Annotated in this window: 10 protein-coding genes; 9 read left to right on the top strand and 1 reads right to left on the bottom strand. The window is 36.9% G+C overall.

The genetic code is table 11. The features are described from left to right. Positions 1–179 precede the first annotated feature (179 nt). The gene (gene relA, locus AC0L3W_RS09100; protein ID WP_290040331.1) at positions 180–2393 is read left to right on the top strand and encodes a GTP diphosphokinase; all 2214 of its coding nucleotides are present in this window, start codon (positions 180–182) and stop codon (positions 2391–2393) included. 98 nt (positions 2394–2491) lie between these two features. Here relA and priA read toward each other — a convergent pair whose 3' ends face one another. Beyond that, positions 2492–4726 (bottom strand): primosomal protein N', encoded by a 2235-nt coding sequence (gene priA, locus AC0L3W_RS09095; RefSeq protein WP_409439103.1) that lies wholly within the window; start codon positions 4724–4726, stop codon positions 2492–2494. Between the two features lie 333 nt (positions 4727–5059). On the opposite strand from priA, the gene rpmE reads away from it, so the two are divergent. From rpmE to AC0L3W_RS09055, 8 genes are all read left to right on the top strand, one after another. Next, positions 5060–5275, top strand: coding sequence for a 50S ribosomal protein L31 (gene rpmE / locus AC0L3W_RS09090; protein WP_290040327.1), 216 nt, complete (start codon positions 5060–5062; stop codon positions 5273–5275). Positions 5276–5811: 536 nt separating this feature from the next. Further along, the gene (locus tag AC0L3W_RS09085; protein WP_290040324.1) at positions 5812–10380 is read left to right on the top strand and encodes an ATP-binding protein; all 4569 of its coding nucleotides are present in this window, start codon (positions 5812–5814) and stop codon (positions 10378–10380) included. A gap of 162 nt (positions 10381–10542) precedes the next feature. Beyond that, complete coding sequence (locus AC0L3W_RS09080) at positions 10543–13695, top strand: ABC transporter substrate binding protein (protein ID WP_409439104.1); 3153 nt, start codon at positions 10543–10545, stop codon at positions 13693–13695. Continuing rightward, positions 13695–14447 carry a class I SAM-dependent methyltransferase gene (locus AC0L3W_RS09075; RefSeq protein ID WP_409439105.1) on the top strand — a complete coding sequence of 251 codons (753 nt, stop codon included), beginning with the start codon at positions 13695–13697 and terminating at the stop codon, positions 14445–14447. Before AC0L3W_RS09080 ends, AC0L3W_RS09075 begins: the two co-directional genes overlap by 1 nt. Positions 14448–14688: 241 nt before the next feature. Continuing rightward, positions 14689–15318, top strand: coding sequence for a TnsA endonuclease N-terminal domain-containing protein (locus AC0L3W_RS09070; RefSeq protein WP_409439106.1), 630 nt, complete (start codon positions 14689–14691; stop codon positions 15316–15318). Next, positions 15315–17171 (top strand): Mu transposase C-terminal domain-containing protein, encoded by a 1857-nt coding sequence (locus AC0L3W_RS09065; protein ID WP_409439107.1) that lies wholly within the window; start codon positions 15315–15317, stop codon positions 17169–17171. The genes AC0L3W_RS09070 and AC0L3W_RS09065 overlap by 4 nt, the downstream gene beginning before the upstream one ends. Then, positions 17171–18262 carry a TniB family NTP-binding protein gene (locus AC0L3W_RS09060; RefSeq protein WP_409439108.1) on the top strand — a complete coding sequence of 364 codons (1092 nt, stop codon included), beginning with the start codon at positions 17171–17173 and terminating at the stop codon, positions 18260–18262. The genes AC0L3W_RS09065 and AC0L3W_RS09060 overlap by 1 nt, the downstream gene beginning before the upstream one ends. Before the next feature lie 747 nt (positions 18263–19009). Further along, positions 19010–19990 (top strand): AAA family ATPase, encoded by a 981-nt coding sequence (locus AC0L3W_RS09055; RefSeq protein ID WP_409439109.1) that lies wholly within the window; start codon positions 19010–19012, stop codon positions 19988–19990. The last annotated feature ends 49 nt before the right edge of the window (positions 19991–20039 follow it).

Here is a 20039-nt window from a genome sequence, read left to right as displayed (position 1 = left end):
AAGTATTATTAGTTTTTAATCAGGTGATTTAAAATTCACAATAAGAATAGTGAGAGGGTAGTTTCCCAAGCTAAAAGGATAAGGTGACAGTTAAATCTACACTATGACTCAGTACAGCAATGTATAGTGTAAATGGTCTCTTTTTAACTTTTATATTTAGCTCATTTTTGGAGTGTTAGATGGTTTCAGTTCGTGATACACATTTTTACCAAAGTGCATTAAATGACCCAGATAAGTGGGTGACAACATTTGGTTTAAGTAAACAAGATCAAAATAATCTATTTGAGAATTACAACAAAGTAAGTGGTTTATGTGATTCTGAGCAACAAGTGGCCGCTTTGCAGTTAGGCTGTGAAATGGTAGAGATCCTAGTGACATTAAATATGGATATGGACACTCTCAATGCTGCATTAATTTTTCCATTATTAGCGCAAGAAGTACTAAGCACAGAAAAAGTTGACGAGTTATGGCCAAAGCGTATTGCTAAATTAGCAAAAGGCGCAATGGAGATGGAGGGTATTCGTGCTCTGCAAAGCCAAGGCAGTAAAAAGGGGGCAGAGTCACAGGTTGATAACTTACGTCATATGTTATTGGCTATGGTGGAAGATGTACGAGCGGTTGTAATTAAGCTTGCTGAAAGAATATGTTATTTACGTCAGGTTAAAATTGCCGACGAAGAAACTAAAGTAAAACTAGCACATGAAATTTCAACTATTTATGCCCCATTAGCTAACCGTTTAGGCATTGGCCAATTAAAGTGGGAGCTAGAAGATCTCTCTTTCCGTTATCTGCAAGCAGACACCTATAAGAATATTGCAAAGCAATTAGATGAAAAACGTATCGATCGTGAAAATTACATCCAAGACTTTGTTGATACCGTAAAGACCTCACTTAAAGAGATGAATATTGAAGGTACGGCTTATGGTCGACCTAAGCATATCTATAGCATCTACCGTAAGATGCAAAATAAAGACCTTAAATTTGATGAACTGTATGATGTGCGTGCGGTGCGCGTGGTCGTTGAAAAACTACAAGACTGTTATGCCGCGTTAGGTGCTATTCATACTAAATGGCACCATATCCCACGTGAATTTGATGATTATATCGCTAACCCTAAACCTAATGGCTACCAATCAATCCATACCGTGGTATTAGGAGATAGTGGCAAGCCGGTAGAAGTACAAATCCGCACCCAACAAATGCATGAAGATTCTGAGTTGGGTGTTGCCGCGCATTGGAAGTACAAAGAGGGGAGTGCTGGCGGTAAGGCTGCAAGTAACTATGAAGAGAAAATTGCTTGGTTACGTAAACTATTAGCTTGGCAAGAAGACATGAGTGAAGGCGATGACTTAGTGGAAGAGATCCGCAGTCAGGTTTTTGATGATCGTGTCTATGTATTTACCCCTAAAGGCGAGGTGATTGATTTACCCGCAGGTTCAACACCACTTGATTTTGCTTATTATATCCATAGTCAAATTGGACATCGTTGTATTGGAGCAAAAGTAGCGAATCATATCGTTCCTTTTACTTACCAATTAAAAACCGGCGATCAAATTGAAATTTTGACTCAAAAGGAGCCTAATCCAAGTCGAGATTGGTTAAACCCACAAATGGGGTATATCAATGCACCACGTGCAAGACATAAAGTCGCTACTTGGTTTAGAAAGCAAGATCGTGATAAGAATATTATTGCTGGACGTGAATTATTGGAAGTTGAGTTAGCTAAAGTTGAATTAAAATTAGCTGATGTGACACCAGCGATTACTCGCTTTAATGTTGGGACGGCTGATGATATTTACGCAGGTATTGGCAATGGTGATTTACGTATTAACCAGCTAGTGCACTTTTTGGATGGTTTTTATCACAAACAAACGCTCGAGCAACAAGACGCAGCTGCACTATTAGAGCTTCAAAATCGCAAAGTACAAGCGGCTCCTAAAAATACCGGTAAAGATATTATCATTGACGGTGTTGGTAATTTAATGCACCACATTGCTCGTTGTTGTCAGCCAGTACCTGGCGAGAATATCGTTGGTTATATTACACAAGGGCGTGGTATTTCTATTCACCGTAAAAATTGTGAACAGTTGGCGGACTTAGAAGATGCACATCCAGAGCGTATTATTACTGCAAATTGGGGGGACTCTCAATCATCAGGTTATTCGCTTACTTTACGTTTAATTGCCGATGACCGAAATGGCTTGTTAAAAGATATTACTACTTTGTTATCCAATGAGAAGGTTAATTTGTTGGGGGTGAACAGCCAAACAAATACTAAAACCTTAACGGCAACTATTGATCTGTCTTTGGAAGTGGATAGTAATAAAGAGATTAAAAAGTTATTAGCTAAATTAAAACAGCTAAAAGATGTATCAGACGCACATCGTCTTTAACTTTTTCCCCTAACCTGAATCATTTATTCAGGTTAGGGGTGTTTGATAAATAGTGTTTAAAAAACCTTTTTGGATCAAACCTTGTTAGATCTAGTTTCCTAAATAAAGTCGATAGGGTCGACGTCAATCGACCAGCGCACTTTTCTACCTTCTGGCATCTTATCAAAGTGTGCTAAAGCAGTATTCAACATTTTAGTTACTAGTACTCTTTGCTCACTTTGTATTAAAAGTTGGAAGCGATACTTACCGGCTCTTCGTTCCATAGATGCGGGAATAGGGCCTAATAGTAGTACACGTTCGCTGACTTTATTATTATCTACTATCTGTTGTAATGTCTGTTTACATAACCTGAGAAAGTTTTCCGCTTGTGTTGCATTTAATGCCTCCGCTCTGATTAGGGCTTGATAAGAGAAAGGCGGTAGTTGAGCTAGACGTCTTTCCGTTAATGCGCTGCGAGAAAAGTCTGCGTAACCATTATTTACCAACTCCTGTAATAAATTGTGCTCTGGATGGAAGGTTTGTAAAACAACCTGTCCTTTTTTCTCAGCTCGTCCCGCTCTCCCTGCAACCTGAGTAAATAGCTGTCCTAAACGTTCACTGGCTCTAAAGTCATTACTAAACAATGCGCCATCCACATCAACTAAAGCCACGAGGGTTACGTCTGGGAAATGATGGCCTTTTGCTAACATTTGTGTGCCCAGTAAGATTTTATATTTTCCGCTATTAATGTCGTTTAAATAGGTATTAAAGCTGTCTTTCTTTCTTGTGTTGTCGCGGTCAATTCTCACGGTTGGGTGATCTGGGAAAAGCTGTTGAAGTGTCTCTTCAAGTTGTTCTGTACCAACACCTGTAGAGTGTAAGTTAGTTGAACCACAATCATGGCATTGCTCTGGCACTGGGTGAGTGGCAGTACAATGATGGCAATGTAGGTAGTTGGCACTTTTATGATAAGTGTAAAAAGCATCACAACGTTGGCACTTAGCTAACCACCCACACTCATGACACATTAATACTGGAGCGTAACCTCGACGATTAAGGAATAAAATCACTTGATTATTTTTCGCCAAATGCTGCTGCATTAAGGTAATAAGTTGCGGCGATAATCCCGATTTAAGCGGTAAACCTGTTAAATTGATCAAGTCATTTTTAGGAGGTCGGGCATTCCCTGGGCGGTGGGTTAGCTGTAGGTGGTGATAGCGACCTGTTAACGCGTTATTCAATGATTCGAAAGCAGGTGTTGCAGAACCTAATAAAATCGGAATATTTAATTGCGAAGCACGTTTAATGGCAAAATCTCTCGCGTGGTAGCGGAAACTGTCCTGCTGTTTAAAGGAAGCATCATGCTCTTCATCTAAAATAATCACGCCTAAGTTTTTAAAGTCACTAAAAATAGCACTGCGTGTACCGATTATGATGGCTGCCGAACCTTGTTGTGCATGTAACCATGTTTCTAATTGTTGTTGATCGTTCAATGCTGAATGTTTTAAATAAACAGGCACATTAAAGCGCGCTTGAAAACGTTTTATTGTTTGTGGTGTTAAGCCTATTTCAGGCACTATAACTAATGCTTGTTGTCCTGCATTTAACACGGCTTTAAGTATATTTAAATACACTTCTGTTTTACCGCTGCCAGTGATCCCTTCTAAGAGGTAACATTTAAAGTGGTTTAATTGTTGTGTCACACTGGTCACGGCTAATGCTTGTTCCGTACTGAGTTGCGGAGTTTCTTCTATTGTCTGTGTTGACTCTGCCCAAGATAGATTACTGTCAGGCAATTGTTGATAACTACTAATGAAATGCTTTTCTTGTAAGCTATTAAGTGTGGCACGACTCACGCCTTGCTGCTTTAGTGCTTCGTAAGATAAATCTTCTTGTATTAACAAGTTGAATGCAGCGAGCTGCTTTTTAGCTCTGCTCAAAGGTGTAGCATCCATCTCTTTATCAACACATCGCCAATATTCTTTACTGTTAAAGGCAGCTGGTTTGCCTTTGCGTAATAACGTTGGAATTGCTTGCTGGAATACATCACCAAAAGGATGTTGATAATAGACACTTGCCCAGTTTAGTAACTGGTAGAGTGAATCACTTAATAATGGCTGGTGGTCGAGTAGTTCGGTTATCCCTTTTAACTTATCTATCGCATAATCCGATGTTTCTGGTAAGTCTGTTATTACACCAACCTGCTTACGATAACCGCCACCAAAAGGCACGACTACTCGTCGTCCAATTAATGTGCGTGGGTCATCAGGCACTAAATCATTGTTTAACAGGTAATCAAATTGTTTATGTAGTGGAATTGCCAGTGCAATTCTACAAATTAATGCGTTAGCCATAAGTGAAATTGATGCTTGAAAATGAAAAAAGGTATTGTATCTTGTTTATTGAACAACTGCTTTGTTCTCATTTATTATTTTTAAAATGTGCGTTAGTAATTGTTTTATATAGGGAGTTGTAGATTAGGTTAAGCCCTTTTATAGTGTGGTTGTAAGAGGGATATTAGGTTTAAAAGTAACGCTCAACATTTTAATGATTTTCAGTTGTACTTTTATTGAACCTTACTATACAATTCGCAACCTGAAATTTAATGATAAATACGTGTGGTACTTTGTTGAGTGAAATAATTCATTCAAGCTGAGCAGCGACACGGCCTAAAAGAGGTTTTCCTAATGAAAAACGAAATTCATCCAGAATACAAATTAGTTACTGCTACTTGTTCATGTGGTAACGTAATCAAAGTTGGTTCTACCCTTGGTAAAGAAGAGCTAAGCTTAGATATCTGTTCATCTTGTCACCCGTTCTACACTGGTACTCAACGTGTTGTTGATACTGGCGGTCGTATCGACAAGTTCAAAAAACGTTTCGGTGCTTTATCTTCTAAATAAGATAAAATTACCCCGTTTTTACAAAGCACCTTCGGGTGCTTTTTTTGTTTTGAAGGTTAAATTTATCAGCAATAGTAAAACTATTTTATGGCATAATAAGTCAATTGTGATCGTCATAGGTACAGATAGTTTATTTAATGAACATTATTTATATAAAAAGCATTAAATAAATATTGTAGAAATCGATTTACGATAGTGAGCTGTATTGAGCCATTAAAATAATTTATTTGCATACTAAACTTATCAAGTTTCCCTTAGTCTTAGAGACTTGTTAAATTTTTAAAGCAAAGCGTTAAATACTATTTACATTGGGTTGACTTCACAACTTAGTGTAACTGTTGCTATTTTGTTGTTTTTTTAATCTTAATAGATCAGAATAGTTGTATATTTGGGCTATTATTGGCCCCAAGCCAAAGAATATACAATTTATTAACAAATGATTCATGTTGAATAGAGCTGAATACTGGAATCATCTGCTAATAAGTTGTAAATTACGGCATTTATTTTTTCCATCACTTTCTTGCAAGGGTAATTATATGACAGGAAAACCTTCATCTTCTCAGTTTGAAGTGAATAATATTGCAGATCCGCTATTTATTCATGCTGAGCATATCGCAAAAGATTTTTCTTTATTTCCAGACAATTCATTACCATCGAAAACAGATGGTGTAGAAGGTCTTATTGAAAGTAAGCGAATTAAGTCAAATTTAGCGACAATTAAAAAGCTAGATGTGGATGCTTATATTGCGCGAACAGTCACTCCGGCTGAAAGTAACAAACGTCCCGGTGCCAAAAGCATTGTAGAAGGCTTCAATGGTAAGATTGTTACTGAACAAGTTAATGGCGCTTTTTACTCTGCAGAAATGGAACTAGATTTCGGCGGATACAGCCGACGTGTTGGTTTTATTGCTCAAGAGCGCAGCTCAAATAATGGCGCGTGGATGCCTGAGCATCACTTAGCCGCAAGTAAAGCTATTCGTAAATTTGCTGACCTATCATTACCTATTGTGTACTTAATCGACACTCCTGGGGCTGATGCTGGTGAAGAAGCGAATAGCCAAAACCAAGCACATACTATTTCACAAATGATCACTGAAAGTGCGAACGTTGATGTCCCTACTATCGGTATCGTTGTAGGTGTTGGTTACTCTGGTGGTGCAATCCCATTAGCAACAGCTAACATTTTACTGTCTGTTCGTGATGGTATATTTAATACAATCCAGCCTAAAGGTTTACAAAGCATTGCACGTAAGTACAACTTATCATGGCAGGAATGTGCTCAATCAGTAGGTGTGTCTCCAGAAGAGCTGCTTACAATGGGCTGTATCGATGGTATTGTTGATTATTCTCCAGTTGACCAAGACGAACGCCAGCATAACCTACAAAAAGCGATTGTGTCAGGTATCTTATCTATTGAAGCTAAGTCAGTAGACTTCGTTCGTCAATATCCAGAGTTATTAGAGCATTACAACCGTAGTTTATCTCGTTACCTTGAGCCATCAAGTAAGCTTGCTGCGATTGAAAATGCAACTGAAGCACGCTTGTTAGCTAAAAACCCAACATCACATAATAATGCATTCGGTACGACTTACCGTTACATGCGTTATTTAACACTACGTTCTCGTATCAAAGCGATTCAGAAGAACGAATACGGTCGTTTATCAAAACTGACTGTACCAGAAGGTGATTTAAAAGCACGTATCGAAGCTGATCGTAAACAAATATTCTTAAACTGGTTAGAAAATCCAGATAAGTTAATTTACGACGATACGCTAAACAAGAACTGGAAATCATTCTTACAAAAACGTGAAGATAAAAGCGTTGAGCGTAATGTATTGACCAAACTTATTTTAGGTGAACCAAAAGCTAACTACGATAATGCACGTAGTACGTTAATGATTAACTTAACTTGGTCTTTATACAACCGTTGGAAAACCAGTGCTGAAAATAACTTCCATTCACTGATTAAGCATTTAGAGAATGAAGAGAAAGCACCGTTAACGGAATCATGGCCTGATCTTGCTGACTTAAACATTATTGATGCTGTTTCTCATGTTGAAACACGTGAAAGCTTCATCTTACATTGTCGTCATATGTTAGTGTTTAACGCGTTATACGACAATACAATGGGTAACTTAGCGTCTATTGCTAAAGAAGCGATGGCTACAAAAGAGCTATCTCGTGAATCTGTATCTTCTTTAGTTCGTAGTTCATTAAAAGCTGCGCTAAGTAAAGTAAGTGATGATGATTACGAGCAATTGAAAGTGACTTTCAATGCATGGCTACAATACTTTACAGAGCAATCTGAGCGTGGTGAAATTCTAGCTAAAGTTGAAGAGTGGAAGAGTATCGGTGCACCGCAAATGAACTCAAGTTTATTTGTTATCCTGACTTATTTATTCGAAAAACTGTTGCCTGAATACTACAACAGCCGTGAAGATGAAAGCTCATACAATGGTGCGATTAACCCAGTACGAATCGGTCGTCGTAAAGATTTCTGGAACCGTTTAACTATGGGTTACCAAGATCTATTGATTCAAGCTGTATTACGTTCTGAGAAAAACAAAAAGAACAATTCACATCAAGCAATCATTGAAAAGTTCTTTGCTAACTTTAAAGAGTCTCGTGCAGACTTGATGACAGCTAACTTACTAGAGTTCCCTGGTTTCCGTTTATCTGTTGAAGATGCATTAGATAAAAACATCAAACCTTGTGGTTTAATCACTGGTACCGGTGACTTTACTTTACAAAGTGGTGAAGTTCAGCGAGTGGGTGTTGCTGTCTCTAACTTGTCTTTCCAAGCTGGTGCCTTCGATATGGCAAGTGCTGAGAAATTCTGTGCGTTATTAGTTAAATGTGCAAAACAACATTTGCCGGTTATTGCTTTCATCAGTTCTGGTGGTATGCAAACTAAAGAGGGTGCTGCTGCACTATTCTCTATGTCGGTAGTGAACGACCGTATCACTCGTTTTATCCGTGATAATGACTTACCCGTTGTTATGTTTGGTTACGGTGACTGTACCGGTGGTGCTCAAGCAAGCTTTGTAACACACCCAATGGCACAAACGTACTACCTATCTGGTACAAATATGCCGTTTGCTGGTCAAATGGTTGTACCTGCTTACTTACCGTCGACTTCAACGTTATCTAACTACTTATCTCGTGTACCAGGTGCAATGGATGGTTTAGTTATCAACCCGTTCTCTGATGATTTAAATAGTAAGTTACGTGAAATAGATGAAAACATGCCAATGCCTGTTGCAACCGTTGAAGAGACGATTCAACGTGCACTATCTGGTTTTGTTCCAGTTTGTAACCTAGCTGAAGAAGATAACTTCACTAAGTCAGATCCTCGTCAATTAATGCATCCAGTTAAGAAAGTATTAATTCACGCACGTGGTTGTACTGCGGTTAAATTAATCCGTATCGCTAAGCAAAATAACATCAACGTCGTGTTAGTTGCGTCTGACCCAGATATGACATCTGTACCAGCAGATATGCTAGGCGAAGGTGATAAGCTAGTTTGTTTAGGTGGTAACACATCTGATGAAAGTTACTTGAATGCAAGTTCAGTATTAAAAGTTGCTGAATATGAGCAAGTAGATGCATTACACCCAGGTATCGGTTTCTTATCTGAAAGCCCACAATTTGCTGATTTATGTATTAGCCACAACGTTAACTTTGTTGGTCCAAGCATGAACAGTATGTTAACAATGGGTAATAAATCTAATGCGATTAAAACTGCTCAAGCCAATGGCGTACCAGTAGTACCTGGTTCTCACGGTATTTTAAGCGGTGCAGAGCAAGCGTTAGATATCGCAAACGAAATGGGTTACCCAGTACTGCTTAAAGCGGTAAATGGTGGTGGCGGTAAAGGTATCTTAGTTATCAATAAAGCTGAAGATATGTTCGCTGGTTTCAACCAAGTATCTGCAGAAGCTCGTAGTGCATTTGGTAACGGTGATTTATACCTAGAGAAATACATTACATCTCTTCGTCACATCGAAGTTCAGTTATTACGTGATAAATTCGGTAATACAAAAGTATTAGGTATTCGTGACTGTTCTGTACAACGTAACAACCAGAAAGTAGTTGAAGAATCTGCTTCTACAATGTTGCCTGAAAAACTAGAGCAAGAAGCACTGAAACATACCGCTGCTTTAGCTAACGCGGTTGATTACATGGGCGCAGGTACGGTTGAATTTATTTACGACCTAGATGCAGATGATATCTACTTCATGGAAATGAACACGCGTCTTCAAGTAGAGCATCCAGTAACTGAAGCGACTTCTTGTATTGATATCGTTAAAGCACAATACGATATTGCATCGGGTGCAGATATTTCTGAGCTAACACCTAAGAAAGAAGGTTACGCAATCGAAGTACGTGTGACTGCTGAGAAAGCAGGTATTGACTCTGATGGCGTTATGCAACTATTACCACATCCTGGTAAAGTAGTTGAATGCATCATCCCTGAGCAAGATGACGTTGAAGTAATGTCTATGATAGCAACAGGTAAAGAAGTATCACCTTACTATGATAGCTTAGTGGCACAGTTCATTTGTCATGGTAAAGATCGTAACGATACAGTTAAGAAACTATTAGCTTTCTTAGATAAAGTAAGTATTAAAGGGATCGCAACAAACATTCCATTATTACAACGTATCCTGAAAGATGAAACGTTCTTAAACGGTAACTACGATACAACTTACTTACCTAAGTTCATGGCGAAACTTGATCAGCAAGTTATGATTGATGAGATGGAAGCTTCTGCTGCATCTGGTCTTGAAGGTGCTGCTGAGTCAATTCAAGTTGATGGTAGTAACGAGCTGAAAGTAATTGCACAAAGTGCTGGTATCTTCTACCGTGCTTCATCTCCAGCTGAACCTGATTTTGTATTAGAAGGTGATATTGTTGGTATTGAACAAACATTAGGTTTAATGGAAGCAATGAAGATGTTCTCACCAGTAACACTAGGCAGCTTTAACCGTAAAGATGCTGTGTTATATGATGCAAACACTAAGTTCCGTATTGAGCGTATTATCAATACAAACGGACAACAAGTGTCAAGTGGCGACTTGTTATACATCATAACTCCTCTATAAGCGTTATTGCCTTAGAGAAACGAAAGCCAGTCTATTGACTGGCTTTTTTTTGCTTTGAATAAAGTATATGATAGTTCGATTAGCATTTGTTTTTATATGGAAATTACCTTGTCTACGTTTTTAAAGTTTACCCTCCGAAAGACTATAGTTAAATGCTATATATTGTTGTCATGTTTTATCTCTCTCCAGGTTTTATCTGCTGAAGTTTTAGTACTTCATTCTGAATATCAAGGCGATCTAGAAACTCGTGAAATACAGAAGGGGATCGAGCAAAAATTTACCGATAGTAACATCTCTTTATATGTTTCCTATTTAGACAGTAATCAACTAATGTCTGATCAAGCCTTAATTCGCCAAGTAGATTTTTTATCAAGAAAGTTTGATATCAAGAGTTTTGATGCAGTTATTGTAAGTGGTGAAAATGCATTAAAATTGGTAAGACAATATGGGCAAAGGTTATTTGCCAATATTCCTGTTATTTTCACTGGCACCAAGTTAAAACAGAATCGCTTAACTGAGTTTACTCATGCAATATCAGCTGTCATAGAGCCAGAAAATATTGTTGAAACCGTTGCTCTCGGATTAAAGCTATTTCCGAATACCATTGATGTTTATATTGTCACGGGTAGTGCAGAGAATAGCCAATTAAATGAAAGTGAGCGTGAGCTATTATCAGACTTTAACCAACAAAGTATTTTCATTTTAAACAATGAGACTCCCTCTTCTTTGAAGAAAACTATTAGTCAAGCACCTAGTAACTCCTTGTTAGTCTTTAGTGACTTCTCAAAAGATAGTGGCGGGTTAAGTTTAAACCGTACAGATGTCCTCAAATCTCTGACCGCTATTGCTAGAATTCCTTTATTTGTTATTCATCAGCATGACTTAATGGAAGGAGTATTAGGCGGCGTAGTAACCAGTGGCTTTTCTCAAGGTGAAGCAGCTGCAGATAAAGTATTAACTTTACTTCAGGGGGTTGCAGTAGAAGATTTACCAACGGAAGTCAGTTTAAGTAATAAGCATCTAATACAATATGCTGAGTTATTAAGGTGGGGGCTAAAAGGTAACGATTTACCAAGTGGTTATGAAATCATTAATGAGCCTATACAACAAAATGAAACTGATTTTAGCATCATTATCTTATCTGCCATTTTGTTTATTTTAGGTTTAATCACCATTTGGATATGGCGCAAATATACGAACTTAGTCAACACCACAACCTCGCTTAAAGCACAACATGAGCGAGTGAATAATATCTTTAATGTCTCCTATGATTTTATTTTTATTCTAGATCTGGTTGGCGAAATAAAAATAGCTAACCAAACAGCATTAGACTTCATTAACATGGATGAAAATGACATCAATGGAGAGATCCTATGGGAAACTCCGTGGTGGCAACATGACGCGGCGAGCAAGAAAAAACTAAAGTCTGCAATGGGTCAAGCAAGAGTTGGTAAAACCGCACGTTTTGAATGTCGTTTAATCGATAAAAATCATCATAGTAATGCCTTTGATGTTTTCATACAGCCGGTAAAAAATGAGCGTAGTGTCAATAACCCTCGTCACGAAATTACCTCTATCATTGTTGAAGCAAGGGACATAAGTTCCATCAAAGCCGTTGAAGAAGAGATTCAAAAAGCCAATAAACGTTCTAACCTATTGTTGGATGAAAGTCCTTCCATGCTATTAATGTTAAACGTTCAGGGCTTGATTCTTTCATGTAATAAATTTGGTTGTAACTTATTAGGTTACGGTGACGGAGAGTTAGTTGGGCGTAATTTAGTCACCCTTTATTCTCAGTTAATTAATATCGATGATTTAAAAAATTATTTAGCAGAATGTGCCGATCAAGAAGATATGTTACGTACTCGCGAAATATCCTACTCTACTAAAAATGGTAGAAAAGTATGGATTAACGAAAGAGTGCGTAAAATAGAAGGCCACGATCAATACTTTTTAGTTTGTGAAAATATCACCGAGCGTTATGAGCTATCGAAAGAGTTAAATTATCGTGCTTCTCATGATTATTTAACCGGATTAAAAAATAGATTATTTTTTGAAAGCCAGTTAGAGAAAAACTTAGATGAAGTAAAACAGCACCACACACCATGTTGTTTAATGTATCTTGATATGGATAAATTTAAAATCATCAATGATACCTGTGGGCATCATGCTGGTGATGAAGTCTTACGTCAAATTTCTACCATCTTGACGGAGAGTGTTTCTGCAAGAGCAATGGTGGCAAGGTTAGGTGGAGATGAGTTTGCTATTATTTTACCTAATGCAGAGCTTGACGAGGCACAAAAAACAGCTGAGAGCATTATTTCAGCCATTGCTAAGCATTATTTCCTATGGGAAGGGCATCACTTCTCCTTAGGGGTTAGTATTGGTTTAACTGAGTTATCACACTTCTATCGTGATGGGGTTCATGCCTTAAATTGTGTAGACAGTGCTTGCTACACAGCAAAGCAATCAGGCCGTAATCGTATTCATATTTATGAAGAGGATATCCAAGAAGAACTGCGCCGTGAAGAGGTGGTGTGGGTCAATAAAGTACAAGATGCTTTACGTGATGAAACGCGTTTTTGTTTATATGCACAAGTAATTAAGCCAGTTAATGGTGATGAAAACTACCTGCATTATGAAATATTAACACGCATGATTGATGAGAACGGTGAGCTTGCGCCGCCTGCTAAGTTTATTCCTATCGCTGAAAGCTATAACTTAGCGGACAAGATAGACATGATCATCATTACTAAAACATTAAACTGGCTGAAAAATCATCCAGAGCATGTTTTACAGTTAAATATGTGTTCCATTAATTTATCTGGACAATCCTTAGGTGACCCACAATTTATTGATGATTTAGTAGAGCTACTCATGCACTCTTCTCTGCCTTTAGAAAAATTATGTTTTGAGATCACTGAAACCGTCGCCATTGGTAATTTTACTAATGCCTCTAAACTGATTAACTCTTTAAAACAACTGGGTTGCCAATTAGCTTTAGATGACTTTGGAACTGGGTTATCGTCATTCGGTTATTTAAAGCGTCTTAATGTCGATTACTTAAAAATTGATGGTGTCTTTGTTAAAGACATGGCCACTGACGAGCAAGACTTTGGTATCGTTAAAACGATCCATGAATTAAGCCATCTGTTTGGTAAAAAAACCATCGCAGAGTATGTAGAAAACGAAGCGATAATTGAAAAGTTAAATGAAATTGGTGTCGATTTTGCGCAAGGATATCACTTAGGCAAACCCATGCCGATCGATATGATGGCATTATTATCTACTTCATTAACCGAGGATGATATGTAATGGATATCGCATTAATTTGTAATGAAAATATTTTAGCGCCTAAAGCAAAAAAATTACGTGAAAAATGGGGCTTTGTTGCACAAAAAAGTGAACAGTTTCAATTACGCCTGTTACCAGAATATTTAGCCTTAGAGCAATTAGATGATAAACAACAAGGGCTGGTTTTTGTTGATTTCGCTTCTGGTGCTGTAGCCCATCGTCGAAAGTTTGGTGGTGGCAAAGGGCAGTCAATTGCTAAAGCGGTTGGTATGAAAGCAGGTGTTCAATTACATGTGATTGATGCAACAGCAGGGTTAGGAAGAGATGCCTTTGTATTAGCCTCACTAGGCTGTAACGTGGATATGGTTGAACGTTCACCCGTTGCCGCTGCATTATTAGAAGATGGCCTTGAGCGTGCCTATTTGGATGCAGAGATAGGCGATTGGATGCAACAACGTATGCGTTTAACGCATGCCAGTGGTTACGATTATTTACAACACCACCAAGCAGACGTGGTTTATTTAGATCCCATGTTCCCGCATAAAAAGAAATCCGCATTAGTAAAAAAAGAGATGCGTGTATTCCAAGGCGTTGTGGGCGCAGATCTCGATGCAGATGATTTATTGGACGTAGCATTAAATGCGGCTAAATATAGAGTGGTAGTAAAGCGCCCCGATTACGCGCCATTCCTAAACGATAAAAAGCCTTCCATGAGCATTAAAACAAAGAAAAACAGATTTGACGTATACGTCAAAAAAGCTATTGGTGCTTAACCTAGGAAGCTATTCCATATAGATATTTGTTTGTCGCTACAACCATACTTTGACATAAAACAACCATACTTTGACAATTTTAAACCATACATTGACATAAAAAATAATAATGTAATTAAACTACAAAAAAATAGGTTTATAAATCAATGGATTATTGTGAATCACAATCATAGTCTGACAAATTGTTTTATTTTTAAACTAGTATATACTTTATTGTACAAAAAATAATCAGGTTTGTTTTATGTATATACGAAATTTACGTAAGCCTTCACCGAATAAAAATGTATTTAAATTTGCTAGTACAAAAATTAGTGATGTGATTATGTGTGAAAGTACACTGGAGTTCGATGCCTGTTTTCATCATGAATATAATGATGCAATTAAAAGTTATGGAAGCCAACCTCAAGGCTTTAAATATCAATTTAGAGGGAAAACACTTCCTTACACTCCAGATACACTAATTGAATATTTTGATGGTGTAGAAATATTTCATGAATACAAACCATACAGTAAAATTTCATCTCCTATATTCAGAGAGAAATTTGTAGCTAGAAGAGAAGCTTCATTGGCATTGGGATGTGATCTTATTTTAGTTACAGATAAACAAATCCGTGTTAATCCTGTTTTGAATAACTTAAAACTTTTACATCGTTATTCTGGTATTTATGGGGTAAGTGCTATCCAAAAAGAGTTGCTTAAAACAATAAAAAATTCAGGTGTGGTAAAGCTTAACGACATATCTTCGGAATTTAACTTATCAACAGGTGAGGCCCGATCTTTCCTTTATGCTTTGCTTCATAAAGGTTTTTTAAAAGCAGATTTAAACAATGATGATTTAACTAATAATCCTAAGTTATGGTTTTCAGTATGAGTGATTTTTTTGATGAATTTTCGGAAGAGTTAATACCCATCAAGCCCGATACCCCACCTCAGTATATTAAATTAGAAGATGCAAACCTGGTTAAAAGAGATTTAGATACCTTTTCTAATTTCTTGAAAGATAAAGCGTTTGATAAATATAAGCTTATAAGCATCATAGACAAACAAAATCCTGGCGGATGGACTCAAAAAAATATAGATCCAATATTGGATAAGTTATTTGTTAAAGACAATTCAATAAGGCCTAATTGGCGGACGGTTGTTCGCTGGCGTAAAAAATATATAGAAAGTGATGGCGATGTTGCTTCATTGGTCGCTGGAAATCATAAAATGGGCAACAGAACAAAACGTGTAGATGGTGATAGCTCGTTTTTTAATAAAGCGTTAGAGCGCTTTCTAGATGCCAAAAGACCTAAAATATCTATAGCTTACCAATATTATAAAGATCTTATTATTATTGCGAATGAAAATATTGTTGATGGAAAAATTCCAACTGTTTCTTATAACGCGTTTAATAAACGAATTAAATCACTTCCCCCTTATCCGACAGCCATTGCTCGACATGGTAAATTCAAAGCTGATCAATGGTTTGCTTATTGCTCATCTCATATACCGCCTACACGTATATTAGAGCGGGTAGAAATAGATCATACTCCACTTGATTTGATTTTACTGGATGATGAGTTAATGATTCCGATTGGGCGACCTTACTTAACATTAGTCGTTGATGTGTTTAGTAGCTGTGTTTTAGGGTTTCACCTAAGCTATAAAGCGCCATCTTATGTGTCTGCAGCAAAGGCTATTTCACATGCAATCAAACCAAAAAAATTAGACCACTTAAATATTAAGCTGCAAAATGAATGGCCCTGCTATGGAAAATTTGAAAGCTTAGTTGTAGATAACGGAGCAGAGTTTTGGTCAAAAAGCCTAGAGCATGCATGTCAAGCTACAGGCATCAATATTCAATACAACCCTGTGCGTAAACCCTGGTTAAAACCTTTTGTTGAAAGGTTTTTTGGAATGATTAATCAATACTTTTTATCTGAGTTACCCGGTAAGACTTTTTCAAATATTCTTGAAAAAGAAGAATATAATCCAAAGAAAGATGCAATTATGAGGTTTTCAACGTTTGTTGAAGAGTTTCATCGTTGGGTTGTTGATATTTACCATCAAGACAGTGATTCCCGAGATACTCGTATTCCTATCAAGCAATGGAGAAGAGGCTTTGAAATCTATCCTCCCCTCAAAATGAGTGAACAAGACGAAGAGCGTTTTAATGTGTTGATGTATATTTCTGATGAACGAACGTTAACGAGAAATGGATTTAAATTCGAAGAGTTAATGTATGACTCAACAGCATTAGCTGATTATCGTAAGCGATATCCGCAAACTAAAAACTCAGTTAAAAAGCTTATTAAGGTTGATCCAGATGATATTTCAAAAATTAATGTTTATCTTGAAGAGTTAGATGGTTATCTTGAAGTCCCCTGTACAGATGCCTCTGGGTATGCTGAAGGGCTTAGCCTATACGAGCATAAAATAATAAAAAAAATAAATCGTGAAATAATTAGAGAGGGCAAAGATGTTTTAGGTTTAGCTAAAGCTAGAATGGCAACTTATGATCGAATACAGCAAGAACAAGAAATTTTTAAAAACTCCAAAAGCAAGCGTAAAATTTCTGCTGCGAAAAAACAGGCTCAATTAGCTGATATTAGTAATACAGGAAAGGGAACCATTAATATAAAAGGCGATAAAAAAAGGATCGAAGTACTTGATAAGCAAATTATCAGTACGGGTAATATCTTGGATAGTTGGGATGATGATGAAGATTTAGAGGCTTTTTAATGAATGAGTTAACTGAATCTCAGCTTGAACAGTTGCGTATATTTGGTGATTGTATTGTTATTCACCCTCAAATTCAGGTGATTTTAAATGACTTTGATGAGTTAAGATTAAATCGTAAATTTCAATCAGATCAACAATGTATGTTATTAACAGGAGATACAGGTGTTGGGAAAACTCATATAATTAAACATTATAAAAAAAGAGTCTTAGCGACTCAAAATTATAGTCGAGGGACTATGCCAATCTTGGTGAGTCGAATATCAAATGGAAAAGGATTGGATGCAACATTAATTCAGATACTCATTGATCTTGAACTGTTTGGCAGTAGTCAAAGAAAAAAGCGTGGATATCAAACGGATTTAACGGGAAAGGTAATAAAAAGTTTAATACGGGCTAAAGTTGAGTTGCTAATTCTAAATGAATTTCAAGAGTTATTAGAGTTCAAAAACTTTAGAGATCGGCAAGATGTTGCTAATACATTAAAGCGCATTAGCGAAGAAGCTAAAGTGCCAATTGTATTAGTAGGGATGCCTTGGGCGGATAAAATAGCAGAAGAGCCACAATGGTCATCCCGTTTGTTTCGCAGAAGAAAGCTTGAGTACTTTAACCTTCTAAAAGATCATAAATACTACCGTGAATACCTGATGGGGTTAGCAAAACATATGCCCTTTAATGAACCGCCTAAACTTGGAGGTAAGCATACTGCCGTTGCTCTGTTTGCTGTCTGTAGAGGTGAAAATAGAAAGTTAAAGCATTTTCTTATAGAATCTCTAAAGTTAGCATTAAGTTATGGAGAGTTTCTTGAAACAAAACACTTTATAGAAGCTTATGATAAACTTTATTTATTAAAGCAAAAGGTTTCTAGCGATAAATCGGCGGATAAAAAAAATAAAAAGAACTCCGCTGATATAGAAAATAACAATGATCCAGTCAAAACAATGAACCCTTTTGAGCAAAACGTAGAGGATATCGAGATATCTCAAGTTATTCAACATTCTAAGTACAATCCAAATGCAATGGATCCTGAAGATATGTTAACAGAAAGAATTTTTTCTCAATCGAAAACGTTGGCTCAACTTTTATCTAAGTGATGTTGATAGTAGGATTGATTGGATTAGTTTATACCTGAGCTGACTAGCAACGAGGTCTGCATGAGCCTATATAATTAACTTACGTCATTTTAAATGAGGGGGCTATCTCGCATCTCCTACCTTAGCTACCCATAAAATCAAAAAATATCTGTTTACTATTATGCTTGCTTTCGGAAAAAAGCGATCGTGACTATTTTTATTCGCTGAGGCGCTTCGGGGCACATAACGAGATAGTAAATATTCTTCCCCCACTCGGGGTATTGGTGTGCAGCCTAATGGTAGGCTTAGGCACAGAGATCTTTATTTAGATTCAGCTGAACTCGCAAATGATTTTACAGAGTAAATTCATCAGCTTTTCAGTAAACGTAAATACAAAGACGATTACAGAATAGAAATAATTACTTGCATTGCTACGCCTCAAAGAACGGTAAAATATAAAGAAAGAGATTCAAACTTAGTTCGACACAATCTAGAAAAATCAGACAAATGTGGTTAAGTACAGCTTGCTATCGCTCTTCGGGCACTTTACGAAATAGAAAAACAATCAATGTTACTCTCAATTAGAGTCCAAGTTTACCGTGTTATCACATTATAGACTGTAGTCGATGTACTTATTTCTGACGACAAGTCGTCGCTTTAATTTTAAATATGTTGGACTAGTAGCAAACAACAATATTTACAGCGAAATTTTTGTTATACTAAAATTATTATCACTTCTTAATTTTAACTTAAAACATTAGAGATTCCATGGCCAGTTCTTCACACATTAAGGCGTTATTAACGTCTCATATTGACCAAGATAACGATAGATTTTTATCTATCGCATTGCAGGTTGCTGCCCATGAAGCGAGGAGTGGACACTCTAAGATTGCTCAAGAGTTAAGAGATATTGTTGAAGATGCAAAAAGAAAATCTTTCAACAATATACCTGTATCTATTGCTAATGGTATTAAAGACTCTACAGGTTTACTTGTTGTCAGCCACCCTAAGCTAAAGCTTGCTAATTTAATTGTATCAGACTGTATCAAGACTAAGCTAGATCGTTTAATTCGAGAGCAACGCCACCTAGAAAAATTGAAAAACCATGGATTATCACCACGTCGTAAATTGCTACTTGCAGGATCCCCTGGAACTGGAAAAACCTATACAGCTTCGATATTAGCAGGTGAATTAGGATTCCCATTATTTGAAGTAAGATTGGATTCTATAATCACAAAATTTTTAGGGGAATCATCTGCAAAATTAAGACAGGTATTTGATGCAATAAGAGAAGTAAGAGGTGTTTATTTCTTTGATGAGTTTGATGCTCTTGGATCTGATCGTGGCAGCTCTAATGATGTTGGTGAAGCTCGACGTTTATTGAATAGTTTTTTACAAATGATTGAACAAGATAATTCTAATAGCGTTATTATGTGTGCAACTAATCACATGAAGGTATTAGACCCTGCATTGTTTAGGCGTTTTGATGATGTCATTCAATATCAACTCCCCACTGCAAAAGAAATTACTACTTTATTTAAAAATAAGCTCACTACTTACGTTTCTAAGAATTTTGCATGGAAGAAATTACCGGAATTAGCAGAGGGTTTAAGTAATGCGGAAATAACATTGGCAGCAGAAGATGCCATTAAAGAGTATTTAATCAACGATCATGAAAAAATAACCCTTCCTATATTAAAGCATGCTATCAGTGATAGACGCATGATAAAAGAACATATCTCAAAGTAATTTATCTCTCGATATTCTGCTTGGTAATTTCAGATTAAAATAATGGAGC

It is taken from the genome of Psychromonas sp. KJ10-5 (assembly GCF_055808325.1).
This window is presented reverse-complemented; position numbering and strand designations above follow the sequence as displayed.

Bases quoted from the DNA above. Each gene is read 5' to 3' on its own strand.
- priA (WP_409439103.1), bottom strand. From the start codon at position 4,726: ATGGCTAACGCATTAATTTGTAGAATTGCACTGGCAATTCCACTACAT.
- AC0L3W_RS09055 (WP_409439109.1), top strand. From the start codon at position 19,010: ATGGCCAGTTCTTCACACATTAAGGCGTTATTAACGTCTCATATTGAC.
- AC0L3W_RS09065 (WP_409439107.1), top strand. From the start codon at position 15,315: ATGAGTGATTTTTTTGATGAATTTTCGGAAGAGTTAATACCCATCAAG.
- rpmE (WP_290040327.1), top strand. From the start codon at position 5,060: ATGAAAAACGAAATTCATCCAGAATACAAATTAGTTACTGCTACTTGT.
- AC0L3W_RS09075 (WP_409439105.1), top strand. From the start codon at position 13,695: ATGGATATCGCATTAATTTGTAATGAAAATATTTTAGCGCCTAAAGCA.
- AC0L3W_RS09070 (WP_409439106.1), top strand. From the start codon at position 14,689: ATGTATATACGAAATTTACGTAAGCCTTCACCGAATAAAAATGTATTT.
- AC0L3W_RS09085 (WP_290040324.1), top strand. From the start codon at position 5,812: ATGACAGGAAAACCTTCATCTTCTCAGTTTGAAGTGAATAATATTGCA.
- relA (WP_290040331.1), top strand. From the start codon at position 180: ATGGTTTCAGTTCGTGATACACATTTTTACCAAAGTGCATTAAATGAC.
- AC0L3W_RS09060 (WP_409439108.1), top strand. From the start codon at position 17,171: ATGAATGAGTTAACTGAATCTCAGCTTGAACAGTTGCGTATATTTGGT.